The organism is Nocardia arthritidis, from assembly GCF_011801145.1.
GTDB lineage: Bacteria > Actinomycetota > Actinomycetes > Mycobacteriales > Mycobacteriaceae > Nocardia > Nocardia arthritidis_A.
This window is the reverse complement of sequence record NZ_CP046172.1, coordinates 6,495,281-6,516,552: the sequence shown is the minus strand read 5'-3', so window position 1 is coordinate 6,516,552 and position 21,272 is coordinate 6,495,281. Positions and strand designations below refer to the sequence as shown.

Sequence of the window (21,272 nt, the reverse complement as noted above, 5' to 3'; positions counted from 1 at the left end):
TGCCCATGACGAGCGGGAGCCGTATCGCCATCGTCGGTGCGGGATTCGCGGGCTTGGCCTGCGCAAAGGTGTTGGGAGAAGCGGGTTTTGCGGTCGAGGTGTACGACAGGACACCCGATGTCGGCGGTGTGTGGAGCGCGACGCGGCGCTATCCGGGGTTGCGTACGCAGAACAGCAAGTCCACCTACCACTTCCCCGGCTATCCGATGCCCGCGGACTATCCGCGCTATCCCGACGCCGCGCAGATGCAGGCCTACCTGGAAGGGTATGTCCGCCAATTCGGGCTCGGCGACCGGCTGCGGCTGAATACCGGTGTGGTCGCGGCCGATCCGGTGGACAGCGGCTGGCTGCTGGAGATCCGCGACGAGATGGGCATCCGGCGCACCTCCTGCGATCACCTGGTGATCGCCAACGGTGTGTACAGCGAACCGTACGTGCCGGATTTCCGCGGCGCGGAGCTGTATCGCCAGCAGGGCGGGCGAATCTGCCACGCCACGGAATTGGGCGACGACCTGGACGCGGTGCGCGGCCGCAACGTAGTCGTCGTCGGCTACGGGAAGTCGGCCTGCGATATCGCCGAGGCGGTGAGCCACGTCGCGGCCTCGACCACGGTGGTCGCCCGGCGGTTGCTCTGGAAGATGCCGCGCAAGCTGGCGCGCGTCGATTTCGAGACGCTGATCCTGACCCGTATGGGGGAGGGGCACTTCCGCGATCTCGAGCCGAAGGGTTTCGCCCGCTTCCTGCACGGGCCGGGCCGGTCGTTCCGCGAGGCCAATATGGACGTGATCCAGGAAATGGCCATCAAGAACATGCATCTGCGGGAGCTGGGGCTGGTGCCGGAGGGCCGGTTCGAGGAGATCGCCGCCAGTTCCGCCGGACTCACCACCGAGGGCTTCTACGAGCAGGTCGGCATGGGCCGCATCACCGTGTGCCGGGATACCGAGATCGCGGAAATGCTCGCCGCGCCCGAGGGTTTGGCGGTTCGGCTGACCGACGGCGAGGTGGTCCCCGCCGATGTGGTGGTGTGCGCGACCGGATATCAGCAGCGGGTGCCGTTCCTCACCCCGTTCGTGCAGCGTCAGCTCACCGACGACCAGGGCAATTTCCGCCTGTACCGGCACATCCTGCCGGTCGACGTACCGAATCTGACCTTCGCCGGATACAACGCCTCGCTGCTCACCGCCGTCGGCGTCGAGATCGGGGCGCAATGGATCGCGGCCCTGCTCACCGGCCGGCTGTCGCTGCCGCCGGAGGAGGCGCAGCGCGCCGAGATCGATGCCCGGCTGCAATGGATGGCGGACCGCACCGGGGGCAACCACGCACACGGCACCGTCGTCACACCCTTCTCCATCCGCAATATCGACGAGATGCTGGCCGACCTGAATGCCAGGCTGCCGCTGAGAACCCGTATCGCGCAATGGTTCCGGCCGATCCGCCCGGCGAGCTATCGCGGATTGATCGCCAAGCCCGCACCGGTCGCGTTACCGGAGGCGCCGAAGCCGCCCGCGCAGCCGTCCGGCGACCAACCCGTCTACTCGACACGTGAATCGGGCCCGACCGAGGGCTGAACCTCGGGCGGGCCCGGCCGCCGCGTGAAAGATATTTCGAGACAATCGATTTCACCGGCGGTTGTGGCGGGCGGCCTCAGCGGGACGTCAACCACGCGCGGAACTGCGCCGCGTCGAAGATCCGGCCCTGCACTCCCGGATCGGTATCGGATCTGATTGCGACCACCCGGGTTTCGGTCCAGCCGAACCAGGTGTGCGATGGGTAGTGCAGCAGCAGCCGCGTATCGCCCGCCAGCAGTCGCGCCGTCTGCGCCTCCTCATTGCCCTCCGCGACCGCGCGCGGAGTGTACGGGGGAGCGGGATCGAGTTGCAGCGTATCGGTTTCCGCCCGCGACCCGATGCGCACCGGGACCGCGATATAGGCGGGCGCCCCCGCGTCGCGCAGCGCCGTGCGCGGATCGGTGACGAAGCCCGGTGTGGTCGCATAAACCGTCAACGCTCGCTCGACCTGTCGTAAAGGCGCTGTGCCCGAACTACTTTGGGGCGAAAACTGGGCGCGCAGGAAAGAACCCGCGAGTTGTTCGGCCGCGGGCGAGGCGAGCACGCGAGTTATCGCGTCGGCGTCGGGATCCGGAGCCCACGGGGTGTCGGCGTGCGCCTGGTTCGCCGGAACGTGTTGTGCGGCGGCACATCCAGGGATCGCGAGCGCGGCGAAGAGTAGCATCGCCAGCGCGTGCAGGGTCGGCATTCTCATTCCTTCGGCGCGATCCGGTAGTCCTCGCCGAACCAAATCCATTGCGGATTCTTGGTATACGAGGCCAGCGTCTGGGTGACCTGCCGCTGCGAGGTCGGCCACGGGTCGCCGTAGGTGATCGTCCCGGCATCGGCGTCGTAGCCGTAGACCACCTGGGCGTGCCCGCCGCCGGCGGCCCAGGCGATGCCGGTGAGGATCGGGCGGTTGGCCGAGATCTCCTCGACGATCCTGGTCATCGAGAACGGGCTGCCCACCTTCGCGTCGAAGCCGATCTTGCCGAAGGCCTTGGCGATATCCTCCAGCGAGGCATTGTCATTGGGGCACACGTCGTTCGCGTCGGCGCCGTGCACCAGCTTGCAATAGTCGTTCTGGTCGATCCAGTGGCCGAGGTAATTCGCGATCGACGCGCCGTCGGCGGCCCAGCACCACTGATCCCACTCCTGCTCCTGCTGCAAATACGGCAGCACCAGCCAACCGAATACGGCATCGCGCGGCTCCAGCACCCCGGGCAATCCCGGAGTGACCCGCAGGCCGGTGGACCGGCCGGTGAACGTTTTCCCGGCGGGCTGCGGATCGGCGGCCGAAATACCGCGGCCGAACGAGGAAGTCGCCACCATGGTCAGACACAGCAGAATGAAGAGGATCCATCTCGGTCGCACTTTACCGATCCTTTCGAAATGCCGTATCCGGCAGCTGAATTCGCGCGAGTCCGGACTTCGCAAATCCAAGGTAACCGATCGGATCGGCGGGCACATCCGTGAACATATTGAACGCACTTGCCCGAATGCGCTACCGGGCCAATTATATGTCTCATCGCGAACGAGCGTCCGGATGGGGTTCCACCGGTTTCGGCCGGGTTTGTTCCGGATGACTCCGGCGATCGGGCACAGGCCCGGGATTCAGCACTCATTTCAGGAGAACCCATGCGTTACACACGTTATTCATGCGTGCCCGCCGCGGCGGCATTCGTGCTCGGCGTCGGACTCGTCTCCGCCGGATTCGCGGTCGCGGCTCCGAGCCCCTCGGCGCCTTTGCCGCCGCCCGTCCTGCCCACGCACGGCTTCGGCTTCGACGCCAACGCCGCGAAGGCCGCGCAGACCCACGACACCAGCAGTGGTACCGCGCTGCCGGTCCGGGTCGGCTCGCTCACCCCGCCGTCGTCGTATTCACTGCAGCAGTATGCCCTTTCGCCGGGTGACCAGGGTCAGGTCGGATCGTGCGTGACCTGGGCGACCGGCTACACCGGGTACGGCGTGCTGATGAACGAGCAGGGCATCAGCGGTGGCCCGATGGCGCCGATGTTCATCTACGCGCAGATCGCGAAGGGCAACGATCAGGGCACCTACGCCTCGGTCGCGCTGCCGATGGAACAGGAACAGGGTATCGATACGAAATCCGATTACTGGCAGGGCGATTTCGATTACACCACCCAGCCCGATGACAACGAGCGGGCGAATGCCGCGCACTACAAGCTCTCCGGCTCGCGGGATCTGACGGGCGGAGATGTCGTGACGAATATCAAGCAGGCGATTTCGTCCGGCCTGCCGGTTCCGATCGGGTTCGAGGTTCGGCAGAGCTTCATGAACCTGAACCAGAGCAATTACTACTATGACCCGTCACCGGGCGAGTCGGTCGTCGGCGGGCACGAGGTGACGATCGTCGCGTACGACGAGAACGGTGTCACCATCGAGAATTCGTGGGGTGCCGGTTGGGGCAACGGCGGATACTTCACCGCGCCGTGGTCCTTCATCACCGGTGGCGATGTGGACGAGGTCCACTCGATGGGCCGGTTGGTCACCGAGTAATCGGCTGAATGGTTCCCGCCGATGCTCGCATCGGCGGGAACCATCGCGTTTCAATGCATTCCGCTCAATCCGCTGCGTTTCAATGCATTCCGCTCAATCCGCGCGGCGCTCCAACTGTGCCGCGAATCTCCGCCAATCCTCGGCGAACAAATAGGCGAGTTGCACTATCAGGCCCAGGTTATGGGCGGGCAACGCATCCGCCATCGATTCCAAACCGGCATTGGCGGTCGCGTACAAATCCAGTCTGCGCAATAGGGCGCGGCCCGCTTCACTGAATCGCAGCGAGGGATCGGCGCGCAGCCGGTCTATCACGATCCGGGGGTCCTTGATCTGAACGCGCTGGGCTGTGCCGGGCTGGGCGGTCCCGGACGGCCACCGCGCCGTGTCGTCGGATGTTCGCGTGAGCGAATTGCGGTGCTGGCGTGGGGGAATCGGATCGTCACCGCGCCGCAGCCGCTGCCGCACATCGTGCGCGGTGCCCAGCGAGACGCCCGCGACCTTGGCCACCTCGCGCAGCGGGGCGTCGGGTGAGCGGAGGAACAGTTCGCAGGCCAGCCTGCGGCCGTCGGTGGCGCTGGAGGTGTGCGCTCGGCCGTCCCGGCCGATCCGGGTGTTCGGCTGGGAATCCGCGCCAGCCGAACGGCGCAGCGCCCCGATGGTTTTGTGGGACAACCCCGTTGTCGCACCGATCGCCCGATCGGACCACTCCGGGCGTTCCCGGAGTATCCGGGCGGCCGCCGCCTTGCGGTCGGCCAGCGACAGCGGCAGGCCGTGGCTGACGTTCAGTCGCACGGCGAGGATGAACGCCTCGCTGTCGGTGCCGTCGAAGAATTGCGCCGCGATGGTGGCGTCGCCGCGCAGCCGCGCCGCGCCCACCCGGTGCGCCCCGTCGACCACTCGCATGCTCGGCCGGTGTACGAGGATGGGAGGCAGCGGCTCGTCGGTCTCCGCCAGCGCGTGGATGTGGGCGTAGTCCTCCCCGGTCAACCGGGGCGAACCGGCCAGAACCAAAGCGTCCAACCGTATTTCGACGGTCTCGTCGCCATCCGGCATGCGGTGGCACTCGGACATCTTTGTCGTCCGCATGGAGTCCTCCCTGCCGCGGGGGATGTCCCGGCCGCCCACGCCGGCCCGGCGCCGTGCGGTCGAGTCGAAAAGCGTTTGCAAAGAAGGAGGTTACCGGCCCGCTGCGGCCCCGCCATGGTCTGCTCTGGGGAATTCGCGGTGCCGGGCGCGATCCCACCGGCCCTGTACCGATCGCGAAGATGACCGGCGGCATCGCCCGCGAAACATAGGCAAATCAGCCAGTTTTCGCCGGAATCGGCCGTGAACATGTTGCAGCGTAACGGCGTATGGGCAATCCCCGAACGGTTACATCCGGTAAATGTGCCGTAAAGGCGAATTCACAATTGCGACCATCGACCGGCTGATGGTTACGCCGTTTACGGCTCGTCGCCGATCGTCCGGATTCGGGCTCGTCGGCCGCTCTCGGGCGGTCGGTACCTGTGTCATCAAGACCGGGTGGCCTGCGCGGATTATCAGGGGCGGAACTTTGCCGAGTGATCATTCCGATGGCGATAATCCAGGGGTGGACCCGCTGGATATGAATCTGTTGGTGGCGCTGGACGCGCTGCTGGAGACGAACAGCGTGACCGCCGCGGCCGAGCGGCTGGGGACCTCACCGCCCGCGATGAGCCGCACACTGGCGAAACTGCGGCAGGCGCTCGGCGATCCGCTGCTGGTGCGGGCCGGGCGCGGGCTCACCCCCACCCCGCGCGCCGTCGAATTGCGGCATGAGGTCAGGGCGCTGGTGGAACACGGCCGCACCCTGCTCGCTCCGCGCACGCCCGTCGATCCGCTCGCCCTGAAGCGCACCTTCGCCGTCCAAGCCGACGATATGGTGCTCACCGATCTGGCCGCACCGCTGCTCGCCGCCATCGATGCCGAGGCGCCCGGCGTGACGGTGCGCTTTCTGCCGGACGATCGCGACGGCGCCGCCGCCCTGCGCGCCGGGCATATCGATATCGAGGTCGGCGTGCTGGAACATTCCGATCCGGAGATCACCGTGCAGCGGGTGCTCGGTGACCGAATGGTCGGCATAGTATCGGCGCAGCACCGATTCGCCACCGGACGCGTCTCGGTGGCGGCCTACGCCTCCGCGCCCCATCTCGCGATCTCCCGCACCGGCCGCGCGCAGGGTGCGATCGATGAGCGGCTCGCCCTGCACGGTCGCACCCGCCGGGTGGTCGCGACGGTGCCCACGCTGTCCGCGGCCCTGTTCGCGGTCCGGTCGGGCAATCTGGTCTGTCCGGCCCCCGCGGCGCTCACCGCCGCCGCTCTGCCCGCGATGGGCCTGTGCGCCTTCGAGATTCCGCTGCCTGCCCGAGGTGCCGATCGGGATCGCCTGGCATCCGCGCAATTCCGCCGACAGCGCGCACCGGTGGTTCCGGGAGTTGGTGCGCGGCACGCTGAATCGGCCGGCCGAGGTCGCCCGGCCGCTCCGGATCACCCCGCGGACAACGGGTTCCGCGCGGTCGGCGAGCTGATCAGTTCGGGTCGCAGTCGAGGTCGGCGGCTGGGATCGTGCCGTCGCGGAAGTAGGCGTTGGTGGTTTCCAGGACGCAGGTGCTCAGCCCCGTGCGGAACACCATGTGAATCCTGGTGTTCCGCAGGGTGATCAGGCGCGATCGCGTCATCTGCCGATGCAGCGCGACGGCGTTCCGGTACGGTGTGCGGTTATCGCCGGTGGCCTGCAGGATCAGCGCGGGCACCGCATTGCGCACCACCGTCGGCGGTTCCAGCGGCGCGGGCCAGAACGCGCACGGCTGAATATTGTTGGCCAGCGCGCCGAATATCGGCTGGGTGGGCCTGGCTCGCTGGATGGCATCCCAATACCAGGCCGGATCGCGCGGCATCGGCGCGTCGGCGCACCAGATCTGCGCCATGACCGAATACTCGTCCTCCTTCGCGGAAACGATCTGCTGGTGCAATCGTTTCGGCACGTCCGGAGCGCGTCCCTCGGCCGCGTCGGCGAGGGCGCGCATCATCTGCGCGACGGGCTCGTTCAGCCGGGCGTCGCGCAGCATCTCCCACAGCAGATTCGGTATCAGGTGGTCGTCGAAGGCGAACCCCTCCACCACGATCGGCGTCTCGGCCGCGTGCGCGATCAGCGCCTCGACGGTGCCGCGCACCTCGCCCGCCGACGCGCCCAGGTGATACGTCTCGTCGCGGTCGGCGGTCCACGCGGCCCAGTCGTCGAAGCCCGCCTCCACCGCGGGACCCCAATCCTGTTGCAGCCCGAGCCAATAGCGGTCCGGATCGATGACGCTGTCCAGCACGATCCGGTCGGACCGTCCCGGGAACAGCTGGGTGTACACCTCGCCCAGATACGTTCCGTAGGAGAGGCCGTAGTAGCTGAGCCGCGGTTCGGCCAGTGCGCCGCGGATCACATCCATATCCCGCGCCGTATTCCGGGTGGACAGGTGCCGCATCCAGTTCTGGTCGCGCTGTAGACAACTCGCCGCCAGATCGGCTTGCAGCAAGGTCTCGCTGACGAATCCGGCCCGGTCGACACCCGCCGACCGGATCGGGTTGGCCACCGGCCAGCCGCACCGCTGCTGTTTGCCCGAGCGTTCGACCCCGCGCGGATCGAATCCGATGAGGTCGTAGCGGGCCAGCACATCGGGTTCGAGCACATCGCCGATCAGATCGAACGCGTCCATCCCGGAACCGCCGGGCCCGCCGGGATTGCTCAGCAGTATCCCGCGCCGATTCGCCTTGTCCCGCGCCTCGATCCGGGAGATGGCGACGCTGAGCGTCGGTCCGCTCGGATTGCCGTAGTCCAGCGGCACCATGACCTCGGCGCAGCTGGCGCCCTCTTTAGCCAGGCCGTCGTCCTTGCACGCATGCCAGTGCAGGCGCTGCTGGTAGTAGCGCGCCAAGCCGGTGGTGTCGGCCGCGACGCACAGCGCAGCGACCAAGATCAGCGCCGCGCCGCCGCACCATACCGCGGTGCAGCCGAATCTCCCTGTCTTCCAGGCATTTCGCCGAGCTGGGCGGTCGTCCACCAGAACAACGTAGACCAGTCGGAAGTAACTACCAACCCCCCGGTTTGGGAAGGGCCGTGCGGGGTCATCGGTTATCGTGCGCGAGCTCGTGGGCGAGCGGGTCGCGATTATCGGTTACCCAGCGGTGTGCGGCGCGGATCCGTTCCGGAACTCCGGCCGCCCGCAGGTGCGCCAGCGCCGGATCGTCTTCGATGCCGCGCCGGCACCGGTCCTGCCACCAGAGCACTGTGTCGATCAGCTCTCGTGGGTCGATCAGCTCTGCCCGGTTGGCTGCCGCGACGCCGTACGCGTCGCAGATCACCCGCATGCGTTGCGCCACAACGGGTACCCCGGCGTCCGGGCCGGGATCGCCGTACTGCCAACACAAATGCGCGACGTCGTGGATGCGGCGACCCGGCGCCGCCAGATCCCAGTCGATCAGCGCGACGGGTACGGCCGCGCGGTAGATCGTATTCTTCGGCGACAAATCGTTGTGGCACACCACCTCACCGGATCCGGCCAGTGGGTGCCCTGCGGTCAAGTCGTGGAATTCGCGCACCAGCCGCGCGACCGCGGCGAGCGCCGCCGGCGACCGCACCTCTTCGGTGAGTTCCGATCCGGCGAAACCGGGTATGTGGGAGAGGATTTCACGGCCCTGCGGGTCGCTGCCGAGATACCTCGGTGCGTGGGGCCATTCGGCTTCGGCGAAGTACCCGAGCAGTTCGTGCACGAATTCGGCGCGTGGCGGTGGCGGGCGGAACACCCGGTCGCCCGCCACTACGATGCCTCGGTCGTACGCCGTCATTCGCGTCAGCTCTGATCCAGCAGGAATCGCTGGACCGCATCGGTCTGCTCGACGATGGCGTGCCCGACGCCGGGCAATACCCGCACCGTGGCATTCGGTATGAATTCCCGTGCCTGGCGGGCGGTTTCGGCTGAGTCGAGCATCACATCGCGCTCGCCCACGATGATCAGGACGGGCATGGTCAGCCGCCGCAGCGCGGCATCCGGGAGGATCGGCAACCGCTCGGTGCGGGGCCGGTAGTGGGTGAACGTCAGCACCGAGGTGTCGAGCGCGGATTCGTATCGCGGTCCGTCGAGTCCGGTGACGAGCCGGGCGATCCGACGTAAACCGTTGCGCCCCAACAGTCGCAGCGGCAGCGCCTTGACAACCCAGCCCATGGTCTGGCGCCCGATGCCGCTGGGGCACAGCAGCGCCAGCCGATGCACGCGTTCGGGATTGCGGGTCGCGTAGTGGGCCGCCACCAGCCCGCCGAGCGAAATGCCGACGATCGCCATGCCGGTGCAGCCGAGCGCTTCGCGCACCTCGTCCAGCCAGTCCGCCATCGCATCGGAGTCCAGCGGCGGGCGCGTCGGCGCGCTCCGGCCGGGTTCGCCGATGATGTCGATCGCGTAGACGCGGAAATGCGTTGCCCACGAGGCGATATCGCCGCGCCACATCGCCGAGTTCCCGCCGGATCCGTGCAACAGCAGCACCGGCGGCGCCTCCGCCGGGCCGGAGGCGATAACGAAGGTTTCGCCCTGCCGCGTCGGCACCCGCAGGTATTCGGCGGGGACCGGCCACTCGCGCAGCCCTTCCGCATACCGCCGTTGTATCTCGGCCGCACCCGCGTCCGACTTGTAGATAGTGCTCATGAGTCGAGTACCCCCTCCATATATTCCAGCAGCCGCGCCGTATCGGCGAGACCGCCGAGGATGATGACCTTCATCCGGCCACGCTCCTCGTCGTAACCGGTTTGGACGCGTAGCGGCTGGTCGGTGTTGCCGCCGTTGGCCGCGCCCGTCACCAGCAGCGCCAGCCGACTGGCCAGCTCCCGATCGATCGCGTCCACCTCCACGATCGCCGACACCTCGCTGTGCCGTTGCCGCACAACCGTTTCCCGCACCGCGGCCGGAACCGGTCCCCCCGTGAACGCCTCCAGATCCGACTGCGCGATCCGATACTGCTTCCCGATCCGCACCGCCCTGAGCCGTCCATCGCGCACATAGTTCCGCACGGTGCGTACGTGCAGCCCGAGCCGCTCGGCTACCTGGTCGACGGAGTAAAGGGGTTCTGCCATGAAAATACTCTATCACTCCCTATTTATGTGGAAAATAGGGAGTGGTAGGGATAAATAGAGAAGATATGCATCGGGAGTGTGGCCTAGTTGGCCGTGCCCGCCGCGCCGCATCGTCGATGATCCGGCTTCTCCGCCGACCCAGTCGAAGGCGACGGCAACCTGCTCTGGTCCCACCGATGTCGCGGCACTCACACTTGAACGCGTTCAAGTACCGATCTAAGCTCCTAGTTGAACACGTTCAAATCTGCAAGGAGCTGGGACAATGAACTTCATCGTCGTCACATACGCGGTCTACGTAATCGTCAGCTTGGCGGTCACGTTCTGGGTGGCACGCACCCTGCACCGGACCGGGGCGCGGTTTCTGGTGGATGTCATGAATGGCGACACCGACCTCGCCCAAGCCGTGAATCATCTGCTGGTCATCGGGTTCTGGCTGGTCAACGCGGGCTTCGTGGCGCTGGCCCTGCGCATCAGCGGCCCGGTCGGCGATGCGCGCGTCGCGATCGAGGAACTCGCGATGAAGCTCGGTATGGTCCTGCTCGTGCTCGGCGGTATGCACTTCGCGAACCTGATCGCCCTGAACAAGATCCGCCGCGGCAGGCATCAGGAGAAGCAGACCGCCGCCACGATGCCGGTCGACGGGGCCTGGTTAGCCTGAGCCGCATGACCCGCCCTGAGCCCACGACCGCGCGCGGTGAGGAAACTCGCCGGCAGATCATCGATGCCGCCCTTCGACTGTTCGAGCAGAACGGCTATACGAAGACCACCATGCGCGCGATCGCGGGCGAAGCCGGTGTCAGCGTCGGCAACGCCTACTACTACTTCACGTCCAAGGAACACCTGGTTCAGGGTTTCTACCAACACATTCAGACCCTGCATCAACAGCGGGTCGAGCAGACCATCCGCGGCGATTCCCTCGCCACCCGATGGCAGACGATGGAGCTGGCCTTCGTCGACGTCGCCGCCCCCTACCACGAATTCGGCGGCAAGTTCTTCGCCATCGCCGCCGAACCCACCAGCCCGCTCAACCCGTTCAGCGACGAAAGTCGGCCCGCCCGAGAGGCATCCACCGCCATCATCGCCGACCTGGTCATCGGCACCGACGTCAAGGGCGACAAGCGGTTGCTGGCCGAACTGCCGGATCTGCTGTGGTTGGCCCACATGGGGATCGTGCTGTTCTGGGTCCACGACCGCAGCCCCGGCCAGGAACGCACCCGACTGCTGATCCGCCGAACCGCCCCACTCGTCGAACGCGTCGTGGCGCTGTCGAGACTGCGTCCGCTGCGCGCCGTTCTCTACCCGGCCCTGGACCTCATCCAGGACCTCGGCAACTAGATCAGGCGCTGGGGGGTTCGAGACGGGGCGGCGGACCGGACAGGCGATAGTCGCGGCGAGGTTCGCTGGTGTCGCGGGTCGGCAGGGGAGTCGGAGTCGGGTCGACGGCGGGTGGGCCGAAGACATCGGAGCGGCCGATGGACATGCCCGCCGTCTTCTTCAGTTCGTCGAGCATGGCCTGGAGTTTGTCGACGTGGCTGCGGTCCTCGTCGGCGGCGCGGTGCGAGCCGGTGAGGGAGGCGCCGTTCTGTTCGGGTGCGACGAAGTTTTCGTAGGAGCCCTGGCTCTGGCTGTCGTAGTTGCCGGTCAGATTCGTCGACCCGGCGCCGTAGGAGGTGGTGAGTCCCGGCTGCGTGTTCTCGTAGGTGAGACCCTTTGGCGTCGAGCCGTTTTCGTAGCCGACCGGTTCGGACTTGCTCTGGTAGGTGGCCGCCGAGAAACCTGAGCCGGAAAGCCCGGAACCCTGCGCGGGATTCGACAGCGCGGACTCACGAGTTCCGGATTCGCCCGAATTCGATTGTGCCGCAGCGCCCGACAGCCCGGTGAAGCCCGTGGTCGCGCCGTTGGTTTCGGCATACGACTTGGGCGCGGCGAATCCGGTGTTCTCCGACGGCATCTCGACGCTCGGGAAGCCCCCGCTGTTCTCGGCGGTGCGATGCGCGCCGCTTTCGGACACGGTGAATATCTCCGGCCCGGTGGAGATCGGCTCGCGCGGCACCGTGGTGTCCCGCGCCGAACTCTCGCGCAGGCTCGGGAACGGCTGGCGTGTCGCACCCGGTCCGAGCTGCGGTGCGCTGGATTCCCGCGGCGCCAGACCCGGCTCCGGTTGCGAGTCGGTGGAATCCCGGTGCGCCGCACCGGTTTCGCCCGTCGCCGCACCGGATTCCCGCTGGGCCGAACCGGTCGGGTAGGCGTCTCGCGGCGCGTGCGCCGCTGCGGGTATCCGGTCCCGCGCGTTCGGGAACGGCTGACGCGCGTTGGTCCGTGTCGCGGCGCCCGGCTCGCGGACAGCCGGAATGCTCTCCAGCGCGGTGGTCTGCGGTTCGAGCGGCGCGGGGGCGGATTTGCGCGCATCGGCCTGCTCGGCCTTGACCGGCGGCGTGAAGAGATTGCCGCCGCGGGTCGGCACGGTCTCGCCACGCCTGGTGAACGGACCGGTGTCGGCCGCGGGTTGCGGGCCCGCCTCGCCCGGCCCGTCGGACTCGACTCGGTCCAGCCGAGAATCTATGCCCGAAATGTCTTGTCCGGCACGGAATGCCCACGCCTCAAGCTTGGCCAGCCGAGCCTCGACACCGCGGTCGCCGTCCACTCGGCCCGCCACCTCGTCCAGCTTGTCGCTGAACTCGCGCAGCGCCGCCGCAATGCTCGACAACATCGCACCGACCGACTCGGTGCCCTGCTGACCGTGCTCCATCCAGTTCCTCTTCCCCGTATCGCCCGGGCTCGCGCTCGGCCGCCCGATTCTATCCGCGTATCCGGAAACAGGTCGTGCGCGCGACGACCGCTGAACACCCCAGGTATCGGTTCCTCGCCGCCGCACGCTACTCGCCACTTTTCGCGGACCGCACCGGGGTGGCCAATCCTTGCAGACTGTGCAGTCTTACGGGCAAATATCGAGCGATTAGCGCGGACTGCCTGGGGTGTCGGCTGCTGGTCGGTTGACCTGGGCTGCACGTACCATCAATCCGGACCTAGATCACCATTCCGGATACCCATCGGACGACCCGTTGAAAACCGCGACAATCGGTTGTCCGACAACTCGCAGCGAATGCGTGGAATGTTCGAAAAGTCGGCCGCCACCGCCGAATCACGCCCAGATCAAGGTGATTCCACGCGGCAGAACTTTTTCGCCGGGCCGCTCAGGAACGCGTCTCGATCTGCGCACCCCGGCGGCGGACCGCGTCGACGAGCCGGGCGATCTCGCCCGCCATCATCTTCGCGTCCATCGGCTTGGCGACGACCGGATCACCGGATCTGATGTAGTAGCGCCCGTCGTCGACGTAATCCGACCAGAGGAATCCGCGCCCATCCGGCATCGGCCTGGAATCGACTGCGGCGCCGGGGAATACGGTGATCTCGCCGACCGCCGACCGGTCCCGCCCGAACACCCGGTGCAGCTGTTCGGTGACGCTGTACTCGTCGACCCGCCGGACGTAGCGCCGCCGGTCCGCGGCGATCTCGGTGCGGCGGAAGCTGATCGGCGCCCGCTTACCCGCGGGCGCCTTCGGCAGTGCGGCCACCGCGGCCGCGGCCACCTCGTCGGCGCGGCACAGCGTCATCAGCACATCGCCGCCGGTGTCCTCCGTGACTCCGGGCAGTTGCACCAGCGTCGCGCCGATCTCGTCGCGCAGCACCCCGTGGAACCGGAACACCGCGACCAGCCCCGAACCGCCGAAACCCTTTGACTCCACCCGTATTTCCGGTTCCAGCAGCACCGAAAGCGCCCGATCCAGATTCAGCGAGTATCGGCCCAGCAGTGATCTGGTCGCCGATTCCCGTTGCCGCACGAGATCGTTCCAGTCGACCGCGGACCCGGGTCGGTACGCCAGCGGATACGGCAGGCGGTCACGGTCGTATGAGCTCCAGAGGATCTGGAACTCCTGTCCGGTGAACCTCCAGGTGCGCACCGTCAGTCATCCCCGATCACCGGCGAAATATGCGGACTGTCCACGACTTTCGGACTGTCCGGCACGACAGGGACTCCGGCGTCGGCCCGATTCGCGGCCTGCCAATACACCGTCCGCAGCACCCGCCTCGCCTCCTCGACGGCCTCGGATCTGCTGTGGTCGTCCGCCTTCATGACACCCTCCGGCGGCAAAGCCTTGTCCTTCAGGACCGGTACACCGTCGCCGGTGCGCGGCATCAGCGCCCGGGTTCGCAGCAGTCCGGCGCCGAATTCCGCCAATACGGCCGAGATCCGTTCGGCCGCCAGCGTCAGTTGCTGTGACTGATCCACATAATTGGTGATCGCCTCGGTGGCCTGATTCGCCGCCGCACCTTTCCAGCCGTCCGCGATGGTGGCCCTGATCGCGGCGCCGAACGCCGTCGACTTCTCCCGGAAGGCCGCGCTGATGTGCTGCCACTGCTGGGATACCTCCAGCGCCGAACTCGGCCGCATCGCCTCGACCCGCTGAACGAGGTCATCGAGCGTCGCCGTCTCGATCACGTACAGATCCTGGTTCGGATCGGCGATCGACCTTGGGTCACAACCGTTTTCGAGCTCGCGCGCAGCAGGGTCGTCCGGGACGGCGACCCGGTCACGGAGCCACTGGTCTTGTGCCGCAACGATTCTGCGCGCGTACTCCGCCTGGCTCATCGGCCCCCTTCGCGCGGAAGATCGATGCCGTCGAGCCGCAAGGCGGTGCTCCGGTCCGCCTCCCGGTAATTCGCGATCGCCTTGGCGAAGACCTGGCGCATCAGCTCGACCTGATCGATATGTGTATCGAGCGATCTGCGCAGCGCGCTGTCGGGCCCGTCGACCTTGCCCGCGAACTTGGCTTCCAGGATCGGTCCCGATGGCATCGTTCCGAAGCCGGTGAGATGTTCGGCGGATCGGGCCGAGGCGCGAATGCTGTCGAGCTCGTCGAGGTAGGCCGCGCATTCGGCGTCCAGATCTCGGCCGATTTCCGGATCGAGTTGCAGCTCACCGGAATTCGCGAGATCCAACAGTTGCCGCCACCGCGCGGTCGGGTCCATCGTTCAGCGCCCTCCGCCGGGCATCGGTCTGCCGGTCATTCGCGCCCCTAACGTCTCGGTGCTCCGAAATATCTGCGACGAGTCCCGTGAACTGCGCAAACAGTACCTTTGGTGCGCGGGCTCGGCAAGGAGAACCGGTTTCGCCCGCCGTTTCGGCGGAGTCGAGATGTGGCTCCGGACGGTATCGCATTTTCCCGCATACCGTGGTGGTATGCGGACCGAGAGTGCGGAATTCCTGGCGGCGTTGCCGCGCAAGCGCATGGGTTCGGGTGCGCTGTTCGTCGACGAATCGGATCGGATCCTACTGGTCGAGCCGACCTACAAGGACCACTGGGAGTTTCCCGGCGGCGTGGTCGAGGCGGATGAATCGCCCTATGCCACCGCCGTCCGCGAGATCCAGGAGGAGTTGGGGATGGCGGTGACGCTCGGCCCCCTACTGGTGCTGGATTGGATCCCGCCGCGCGGCGACCACAGCGAGGGCGTCATGCTGCTCTTCGACGGGGGAGTGCTGACCGCGCGAACGGCCGCTGCGATCGAACTTCAAGCCGAGGAACTGCGCAGCTGGGCGTGGAGCGATGACGCCGAAATCGCCCAGCGCCTACCGGATTTCATGACCCGCCGGGCCCTGGCCGCGCGCCGGGCCCGCAAGCTCGGCGCAACCGCGTACCTGGAGTACGGATTCCCCGTCGGATAAACCATTGGCAGGCCGAACCGTGCCCGGGATACCGTGTGCCCCATGCTGATCCGGGATTTCACCGAGGCGGACTGGCCGCAGGTCTGGCTGATCGTGCGCCAGGTGGTCCGGGCCGGAGACACCTTCGCGTACGACCCGGCGATGACCGAGCAGCAGGCGCACGATATCTGGGTTGTCCGCCCGCCCGGCGCGACGGTGGTGGCGGTGGCGGGTGATCGTGTGCTCGGGACCGCGAACTCCTACGCCAACCGTCCGGGACCGGGCTCGCACGTGGCCAGTGCGAGCTTCATGGTGGCCGCCGACGCGCGCGGCAACGGTGTCGGCGCCGCGCTCGTCGAATACGTTCTCGCCTGGGCGAAGGAATCCGGTTATGCCGGAATGCAATTCAACGCGGTGGCGGCCAGCAACCGGCGGGCGGTCGAGCTCTACCGCCGGCTCGGTTTCGAGATCATCGGCACCGTGCCGGGCGCTTTCCGGCATCCGGCCGAGGGACGCGTCGGCCTGCACGTCATGTACCGCGAGCTCTGAGCGGTCGACGCATCGCGGACGAGCGAAACCGAACCCGACAAACCCTCCTACGCAGCATATTTGGTCCGATACCATGGATTTGCGGAGGAGGCAGATATGGCAACTGGCCCGGACGGAACCTCGCAACAAGATCAATTCGACAGGCTGGCCGAGCTGCAGGAACGACACAGACGGCTCGACCGCCAGATCGAACAGCTGCAGTCCCGCCCCGACATCGACGATCTCGTCCTGCACCGCCTGAAAAAGGAAAAGCTGCTGGCGAAGGATCAGATCGTCATGCTGCAATCCCAATTGGGCACGCACTGAATCAGGGCGCGAGCACCTCGTCGGCGATCGTGGTGAGCAGGCCGGGATCCAGCCGGGCCAGCACATCCAGCGGCCGGTACCATTCGGCGCCGTTCCAGATCTCGGCGAGCAGGCGAACGATCTTGGGGCGCAGGACAAGTCGATCGGACTCGGCGGCCTGCCGGTATTCGGTCACCAGCACCTGCGCCACCTGAACGAGCGCCTCGGCACGGGCATCCGGCGAATCGGCGAGCGCCGCGCACGCGGTGGCGCGCGTCGTATCGCCGAGCCGCAGCGCGGTTTCCACCAGGTGCAGCGCGACCTGATCCCGGTTGTGAATATCCCGTGCGGAACGCTCGGCCTTTTCGAAACGCTGCCATGCGGCGGCGCTACCGTCGCGTTCGGCTATCGCTGGGACGAGGACGAGGTCGGCGTGAATATTGGCGTGCACGTAGCTGATTCGCGCCGCGAGCGCGGATGCGGCGTCGATATCGCCGGACCGGACCAGGGCCGCGACGATCTCGGTCTGGATCTGCGCTCGACCCGGCACGTCGTCGAACCCGCGCGCGGTGCGATCGGCCCGCTCGATATCGCCTATCCGGGCCAGCGCGATGCCCAGCTCGGTTCTGGTCGTCGGCTGCACATCCTCGGGCAGTTCGGACACCGGCTGTTCCGCCGCGAGTAAGAGTTCGCGCACCTGAGCTCCGGCGCCCGCGGCGGTCAGATGTTCGGCGAAGTCGGCAATGATCGAGATGCGTTGTCCGACATCGTCTATGCGGGCGAGCAGGTCGAGCACACGGTCGATCCGGCCGATCTCGACGAGGACCGTGGCCAAACGCCGCAGCATCGGGCCACTGTGCCGCAGCAGCGCGATGTGGACCGCGACGTCGACGCCAGCTTCCGGCGATAATGCGTCGTCATTGTGCGGAATCCACGCCTGTGCGCGAACCATTTCGATCAGTTGTGCGTCCGATGTATCGAAGTCGGCCCATTCAATGGCGACCCAGCGCTGGTCCAAGTCGTATTCGCCGAGATATTCGGTGAGGTGTGACAGTTCGCTGGCGGCGTCGGTGTCGTGCATTGCCTTCGCCAGTTCCGCGAACGTCCAAATGCGGTATGAACTCGGTCGTATGCGGGCGGCGGATATGCGCGCGAGGTCGAACGCGCCTGCGCTGATCAGCGCCCGTGCGAGCGCACTGAGCATAACGGCCCGCGGCCAAGGGCGGTCGAGACGGTTGGCGAATACCTCCACCTCGTTGGCCAATGCCCTGGCCTCCTGAAGCCGATCCGCCGCCAGGAACGCGGGGATCAGATCGGTCAGTACACCGGCGCGGATCGGGAAGACCTCGATTGTGCGGGCGCACTCCTCGGCGGTATCCAGCGAACCGGTTGCGACAAGGGCAGCAACCACTTCTGGGAAAGGCGGGTGCGGGCTGTCCGTCTCGCCGGGTTCCGGTACGAGGCGGGCGAGTGCGCGTCGTGCTTTGTCGGCATCGCCCGAGTCGACCAGCGCGGAGACGAGCGCGGGTAGGGCAGGACTGTCCAGCCGATCCAGCCGAAACCTCGGCTCGGCCGCACCCGTGACAAATTCGCTCAGTTCAGTGCGTAGTTCACCCGCTTGGTCGAGCTGATCGGCAGCGGCCGCCCGCCGGAGGACGCCCGCCAAACCCTCGATCCGGATGCTCTTGTCCCCGATCGCGCGGGCGACCGCCTCGGCGCGGTGGTACTCACCGATCGATGCCAACGCCTCGGCCGCGAGCACCCGAGCCCGATCCCGGCTCTCGGCCGGGAGGAACCGCTCGGCGAGAAATTCGATCTTCGCGGCGGTGTCCCGTGCGTCCTCCTCCCGCCCGGCGGCCAGCCAGACCGGCACGAATCCGGTCAGCGCGCGCGGCAGATACGGCGGATACGTGACCTCCGCGAGCAATTTCTCGGCATTGTCGCTGTCGCCGACCGATAACAGCGCGCCGATGAGATCGGTGTACAGGCCCTCCCGGGTGACCCCGTCCTGCACCTCCCGGATCAGCGATTCGGCGAGTACGCGGTCGCGCTCGTGCTCGGCGGCGGTGCGCGGTACCGCCACGAGCGCGATATGGGCGCGGGTCCGGTGCAGCTGGTCCGGAATGCTGTTCGCCAGGCTGGCGGCACGATCGTATTCGCCCAGCCGAGCGAAGGCGGCGGGCAGCATGATCGGGATATTCGCGCTGCGCAGCCGGAGCCGGTCGCGCCGCATGGCCAGCCTGCACAGGGTGAGTACATCCGGATCTGGCTGTCGCGCAACGATTTCGGCCGCAGCGGCGATTTCGGTGCGCGCGGTGATATCGCCGCCGGTGAGGTGAAGCATCCGATCGTGGCGGTCGGCGTCCAGCGCCAGCTCGGTCATCCTCGGTACGTCCCCGAGTGCCTTGAGCATCGAAAAGTAGCGCGTCAGTAGATAACTCGGCGTGTGCTCCGGCCAGCCGTCCGCGCGGTAGCGGTCCGCCCATGCGTGGATCTCGCTCCGGTAGCGGTCCAAAAGGGTTTTGCCCAGAGCGTTTTCGGATTCCTGCTGCAATGTCTCGTGGGCCAGCAGGTTGATGTGGTCCGGGACGAACGCGCTCATTCTGGTACGGAAGGTGCGGCCGGTGACGCCGCCGAGTATCTCCTCGAGCCGGAACGGAGGTAGCTGGGTGAGGTCTTCGAGCTCTGGACTGGTGAGACCGCCTGCGGCCGTGACCAATCCGAGTATCCGCCGGGTGTCGTCGGACGTAGCGAGCAGGCGCCGCAATTCCAGCTGCGCGGCGTGGATGATGCCACCGGCCCACGGCGAGCGCTTCAGCGTGAGCCGGGTGCAGGCGCGCAGCGGATGATCGTCCGGAACATCAAGGGGGATGGGCGGATTGGGTCGGCTCGCGACGAGCACCCGCAGTCCGGGGCCGGGATTGCGCGGCAGCAGCGAGGCGATACTCGGTGCGCCCTGGTCCTCGTCGAGACCGTCGACGATCAGCACGATCCGCTTGCCGCTTTCGATCGCGCGCCGCTCCGCCAGATCCAGCAGATGCCTGCGCAACGCGTCCCGGTTGCCGACCGCGCCGGTCACCGTGGTCCGCTCGGCCGGTAACAGCGCCGAAAGCTGTTCCAGCACCGCATCGTCGAAGGCGTGATGATCGGCCTGCGCGGCCAGCCGCGAGGTGATGAAAAAGGCCACCGCGCGCACGTTTTCGGGCGGATGCAGTGCAAACCAGGACAGCAGCGCCGTTTTTCCGGCCCACGGCCCGGCCCGGTACCAGAGATACGGCTCGTCGCCCGCGCAGAACGCCGCCAGGGTCGCCAGTTCCAGGTCGCGGTCGCGTAATTCGTCCGCGGGCGCGATATCGCGGATCTGAGCGAAATAGGCGGTCGTTTCGGTGCCCGGTATCGCAGGTGCCGCACCGCTCCAGCCCGCGTTCACCGCCAGCGCCAGCTCCGCCGCCGTACCGCGTTCCAGCGCCTTGGGTTTCGGCAGGTTCGCCGCGGGTAGCCGGGAGCGCAGTTCGCGGAACAGTGCCGACATGGTGAGATAGCGCTCCGCGCCGGGTATTCCGGAGGCCATGATGTCGAGCAGTACGCCGGTGAACGCCGTCCTTCCCGAACCATCCTGGGCCACTGCGAATTTCGACTTCTCGTCGGTGGCGGTGAGCACAAAGGTCCCGTCGATGTCGGCCGCCTCGCGCAGCACCTCCGGCCCGGCGAGCACGTCGCGCCCGAATGCCCTTCCGCTGTGGCAGCAATCCAGGACGACGATCTTCACCTTAGCCCGCGAAGCCCTGATCTTCGCGCGGACGGCCGGATACGGGACCGTGGTGAAGGCGACGTGCTCGGCGTGTGATCCGCTGTGCGCCAAGTGCAATTCGTTGCCGACCGCGACGCCGTGGCCGACGTAGTAGAACAGCAGCAGATCGGTCGCGGCATCGGCGGCCGCGGTCAACGCCGTCGCGAAGGACACCGGGTCGGGCGGATCCACGATCTCCACCACGTTGGTGAGTCCCGTTGTGTTACGCAGGAATTCGCCGAGATCACGCACGCTGCGGGCGATCGACGAAAAGGAGGGGAAGCCGGAATCCGCGCCGTAGCGGGCCGTTCCGATCAGTACGGCGTACGAGCGATCCGGATCAGGAAGCCTCATCCTGTGTTCCGCGAGCGATATCGATCGCCTTCTGCACCTGGACTTCCTCGACGACCTGTCCGTCGTCGGCCTCGATCTCGGCCGTCGAGCCGTCCGGCCGGGTGAATTTCAGGCGCAGGCGCGGTCTGCGCAGCTGCAACCAGGCCGCGACACAGGTGGACAGCGCCGTCCACAGGGCGGGCGAGTCCAGCACGATCCGGATGATCTCCTCGGCGCCGAGCGTCTGCGGGTGGGCCGCGCCCGGTTCGAGACGTTTGCCCGCCGCCCGCAGCTCGTCGTCCTCGATCAGCGCCTCGAACAGCGAATGCAATTCGGCGATATCGTCGTCGGCGCCGTGCACCGCGACCAACAGCTCCACGATCCGTCCTTCCCCACGGGTGTGCCGCCAGTGTGACA

The 21,272-nt window shown here is 67.1% G+C and carries 20 protein-coding genes and 1 pseudogene; 8 read left to right on the top strand and 13 right to left on the bottom strand.

Going from position 1 to position 21,272, the window contains the following annotated elements; genetic code table 11:
- The first annotated feature begins 5 nt into the window (after positions 1 to 5).
- Positions 6 to 1,568: a flavin-containing monooxygenase gene (locus tag F5544_RS29455; RefSeq protein WP_167476197.1), complete on the top strand. Its 1,563-nt coding sequence runs from the start codon at positions 6 to 8 to the stop codon at positions 1,566 to 1,568.
- 76 nt (positions 1,569 to 1,644) lie between these two features.
- Here the strand turns inward: F5544_RS29455 and F5544_RS29450 are convergent, their stop codons facing one another.
- Positions 1,645 to 2,256 (bottom strand): hypothetical protein, encoded by a 612-nt coding sequence (locus tag F5544_RS29450; protein ID WP_167476196.1) that lies wholly within the window; start codon positions 2,254 to 2,256, stop codon positions 1,645 to 1,647.
- Positions 2,257 to 2,258: 2 nt separating this feature from the next.
- A complete protein-coding gene (locus F5544_RS29445; protein WP_167476195.1) occupies positions 2,259 to 2,921 on the bottom strand; it encodes a papain-like cysteine protease family protein in 663 nt (220 codons plus the stop codon).
- A 264-nt stretch (positions 2,922 to 3,185) separates the two neighbouring features.
- Between F5544_RS29445 and F5544_RS29440 the strand changes: the two genes are divergently transcribed.
- Entirely contained in the window at positions 3,186 to 4,067 is an 882-nt protein-coding gene (locus F5544_RS29440) for a C1 family peptidase (protein ID WP_167476194.1), read from the top strand.
- Between the two features lie 93 nt (positions 4,068 to 4,160).
- Here the strand turns inward: F5544_RS29440 and F5544_RS29435 are convergent, their stop codons facing one another.
- Positions 4,161 to 5,153 (bottom strand): ParB N-terminal domain-containing protein, encoded by a 993-nt coding sequence (locus tag F5544_RS29435; RefSeq protein ID WP_203217373.1) that lies wholly within the window; start codon positions 5,151 to 5,153, stop codon positions 4,161 to 4,163.
- Positions 5,154 to 5,451: 298 nt separating this feature from the next.
- Between F5544_RS29435 and F5544_RS29430 the strand changes: the two are divergent.
- A pseudogene (locus tag F5544_RS29430) lies at positions 5,452 to 6,387 on the top strand (LysR family transcriptional regulator); the annotation flags it as partial.
- Between the two features lie 226 nt (positions 6,388 to 6,613).
- On the opposite strand, the gene F5544_RS29425 reads toward F5544_RS29430, so the two are convergent.
- The 4 genes from F5544_RS29425 to F5544_RS29410 all read right to left on the bottom strand — a co-directional run bounded on the left by F5544_RS29425 (position 6,614) and on the right by F5544_RS29410 (position 10,194).
- Positions 6,614 to 8,134, bottom strand: a complete 1,521-nt coding sequence (locus tag F5544_RS29425; RefSeq protein ID WP_167476193.1) for an alpha/beta hydrolase — start codon at positions 8,132 to 8,134, stop codon at positions 6,614 to 6,616.
- 64 nt (positions 8,135 to 8,198) lie between these two features.
- A complete protein-coding gene (locus F5544_RS29420; protein WP_167476192.1) occupies positions 8,199 to 8,918 on the bottom strand; it encodes a phosphotransferase in 720 nt (239 codons plus the stop codon).
- Positions 8,919 to 8,923: 5 nt separating this feature from the next.
- Positions 8,924 to 9,769 carry an alpha/beta fold hydrolase gene (locus F5544_RS29415; protein ID WP_167476191.1) on the bottom strand — a complete coding sequence of 282 codons (846 nt, stop codon included), beginning with the start codon at positions 9,767 to 9,769 and terminating at the stop codon, positions 8,924 to 8,926.
- On the bottom strand, positions 9,766 to 10,194 hold the full coding sequence (locus F5544_RS29410) for a helix-turn-helix domain-containing protein (protein WP_167476190.1): 429 nt from the start codon (positions 10,192 to 10,194) through the stop codon (positions 9,766 to 9,768). The genes F5544_RS29415 and F5544_RS29410 overlap by 4 nt, the downstream gene beginning before the upstream one ends.
- A 262-nt stretch (positions 10,195 to 10,456) precedes the next feature.
- Here F5544_RS29410 and F5544_RS29405 point away from each other — a divergent pair, with 262 nt between their 5' ends.
- Positions 10,457 to 10,852, top strand: coding sequence for a hypothetical protein (locus F5544_RS29405; protein WP_167476189.1), 396 nt, complete (start codon positions 10,457 to 10,459; stop codon positions 10,850 to 10,852).
- 5 nt (positions 10,853 to 10,857) lie between these two features.
- Positions 10,858 to 11,529 carry a TetR/AcrR family transcriptional regulator gene (locus tag F5544_RS29400; protein ID WP_167476188.1) on the top strand — a complete coding sequence of 224 codons (672 nt, stop codon included), beginning with the start codon at positions 10,858 to 10,860 and terminating at the stop codon, positions 11,527 to 11,529.
- A gap of 1 nt (position 11,530) precedes the next feature.
- On the opposite strand, the gene F5544_RS29395 is transcribed toward F5544_RS29400, so the two are convergent.
- The 4 genes from F5544_RS29395 to F5544_RS29380 form a co-directional block, all read right to left on the bottom strand.
- Positions 11,531 to 12,943, bottom strand: coding sequence for a hypothetical protein (locus F5544_RS29395; RefSeq protein WP_167476187.1), 1,413 nt, complete (start codon positions 12,941 to 12,943; stop codon positions 11,531 to 11,533).
- A 445-nt stretch (positions 12,944 to 13,388) separates the two neighbouring features.
- Entirely contained in the window at positions 13,389 to 14,156 is a 768-nt protein-coding gene (locus F5544_RS29390) for an ESX secretion-associated protein EspG (protein ID WP_167476186.1), read from the bottom strand.
- 2 nt (positions 14,157 to 14,158) lie between these two features.
- Positions 14,159 to 14,845: a PPE domain-containing protein gene (locus F5544_RS29385; protein ID WP_167476185.1), complete on the bottom strand. Its 687-nt coding sequence runs from the start codon at positions 14,843 to 14,845 to the stop codon at positions 14,159 to 14,161.
- On the bottom strand, positions 14,842 to 15,225 hold the full coding sequence (locus tag F5544_RS29380; RefSeq protein WP_167476184.1) for a hypothetical protein: 384 nt from the start codon (positions 15,223 to 15,225) through the stop codon (positions 14,842 to 14,844). Before F5544_RS29380 ends, F5544_RS29385 begins: the two co-directional genes overlap by 4 nt.
- A 211-nt stretch (positions 15,226 to 15,436) precedes the next feature.
- Between F5544_RS29380 and F5544_RS29375 the strand changes: the two genes are divergently transcribed.
- The 3 genes from F5544_RS29375 to F5544_RS29365 all read left to right on the top strand — a co-directional run bounded on the left by F5544_RS29375 (position 15,437) and on the right by F5544_RS29365 (position 16,753).
- Positions 15,437 to 15,919: an NUDIX domain-containing protein gene (locus tag F5544_RS29375; protein WP_203217372.1), complete on the top strand. Its 483-nt coding sequence runs from the start codon at positions 15,437 to 15,439 to the stop codon at positions 15,917 to 15,919.
- A gap of 42 nt (positions 15,920 to 15,961) precedes the next feature.
- Positions 15,962 to 16,447 carry a GNAT family N-acetyltransferase gene (locus F5544_RS29370; protein WP_167476183.1) on the top strand — a complete coding sequence of 162 codons (486 nt, stop codon included), beginning with the start codon at positions 15,962 to 15,964 and terminating at the stop codon, positions 16,445 to 16,447.
- 96 nt (positions 16,448 to 16,543) lie between these two features.
- Positions 16,544 to 16,753 (top strand): YdcH family protein, encoded by a 210-nt coding sequence (locus tag F5544_RS29365; RefSeq protein ID WP_167476182.1) that lies wholly within the window; start codon positions 16,544 to 16,546, stop codon positions 16,751 to 16,753.
- 1 nt (position 16,754) lies between these two features.
- On the opposite strand, the gene F5544_RS29360 is transcribed toward F5544_RS29365, so the two are convergent.
- Together F5544_RS29360 and F5544_RS29355 are read right to left on the bottom strand one after the other, a co-directional pair.
- Entirely contained in the window at positions 16,755 to 20,876 is a 4,122-nt protein-coding gene (locus tag F5544_RS29360) for a caspase, EACC1-associated type (protein ID WP_167476181.1), read from the bottom strand.
- Positions 20,863 to 21,234, bottom strand: a complete 372-nt coding sequence (locus F5544_RS29355) for an effector-associated constant component EACC1 (protein ID WP_167476180.1) — start codon at positions 21,232 to 21,234, stop codon at positions 20,863 to 20,865. Before F5544_RS29355 ends, F5544_RS29360 begins: the two co-directional genes overlap by 14 nt.
- Positions 21,235 to 21,272 lie beyond the last annotated feature (38 nt).

Excerpts from the sequence above, each read along its gene's own strand:
- F5544_RS29455 (WP_167476197.1), top strand. The coding sequence starts at position 6 with ATGACGAGCGGGAGCCGTATCGCCATCGTCGGTGCGGGATTCGCGGGC.
- F5544_RS29450 (WP_167476196.1), bottom strand. The coding sequence starts at position 2,256 with ATGCCGACCCTGCACGCGCTGGCGATGCTACTCTTCGCCGCGCTCGCG.
- F5544_RS29440 (WP_167476194.1), top strand. The coding sequence starts at position 3,186 with ATGCGTTACACACGTTATTCATGCGTGCCCGCCGCGGCGGCATTCGTG.
- F5544_RS29435 (WP_203217373.1), bottom strand. The coding sequence starts at position 5,153 with ATGCGGACGACAAAGATGTCCGAGTGCCACCGCATGCCGGATGGCGAC.
- F5544_RS29420 (WP_167476192.1), bottom strand. The coding sequence starts at position 8,918 with ATGACGGCGTACGACCGAGGCATCGTAGTGGCGGGCGACCGGGTGTTC.
- F5544_RS29415 (WP_167476191.1), bottom strand. The coding sequence starts at position 9,769 with ATGAGCACTATCTACAAGTCGGACGCGGGTGCGGCCGAGATACAACGG.
- F5544_RS29410 (WP_167476190.1), bottom strand. The coding sequence starts at position 10,194 with ATGGCAGAACCCCTTTACTCCGTCGACCAGGTAGCCGAGCGGCTCGGG.
- F5544_RS29405 (WP_167476189.1), top strand. The coding sequence starts at position 10,457 with ATGAACTTCATCGTCGTCACATACGCGGTCTACGTAATCGTCAGCTTG.
- F5544_RS29400 (WP_167476188.1), top strand. The coding sequence starts at position 10,858 with ATGACCCGCCCTGAGCCCACGACCGCGCGCGGTGAGGAAACTCGCCGG.
- F5544_RS29395 (WP_167476187.1), bottom strand. The coding sequence starts at position 12,943 with ATGGAGCACGGTCAGCAGGGCACCGAGTCGGTCGGTGCGATGTTGTCG.
- F5544_RS29385 (WP_167476185.1), bottom strand. The coding sequence starts at position 14,845 with ATGAGCCAGGCGGAGTACGCGCGCAGAATCGTTGCGGCACAAGACCAG.
- F5544_RS29380 (WP_167476184.1), bottom strand. The coding sequence starts at position 15,225 with ATGGACCCGACCGCGCGGTGGCGGCAACTGTTGGATCTCGCGAATTCC.
- F5544_RS29375 (WP_203217372.1), top strand. The coding sequence starts at position 15,437 with ATGCGGACCGAGAGTGCGGAATTCCTGGCGGCGTTGCCGCGCAAGCGC.
- F5544_RS29370 (WP_167476183.1), top strand. The coding sequence starts at position 15,962 with ATGCTGATCCGGGATTTCACCGAGGCGGACTGGCCGCAGGTCTGGCTG.
- F5544_RS29365 (WP_167476182.1), top strand. The coding sequence starts at position 16,544 with ATGGCAACTGGCCCGGACGGAACCTCGCAACAAGATCAATTCGACAGG.
- F5544_RS29360 (WP_167476181.1), bottom strand. The coding sequence starts at position 20,876 with ATGAGGCTTCCTGATCCGGATCGCTCGTACGCCGTACTGATCGGAACG.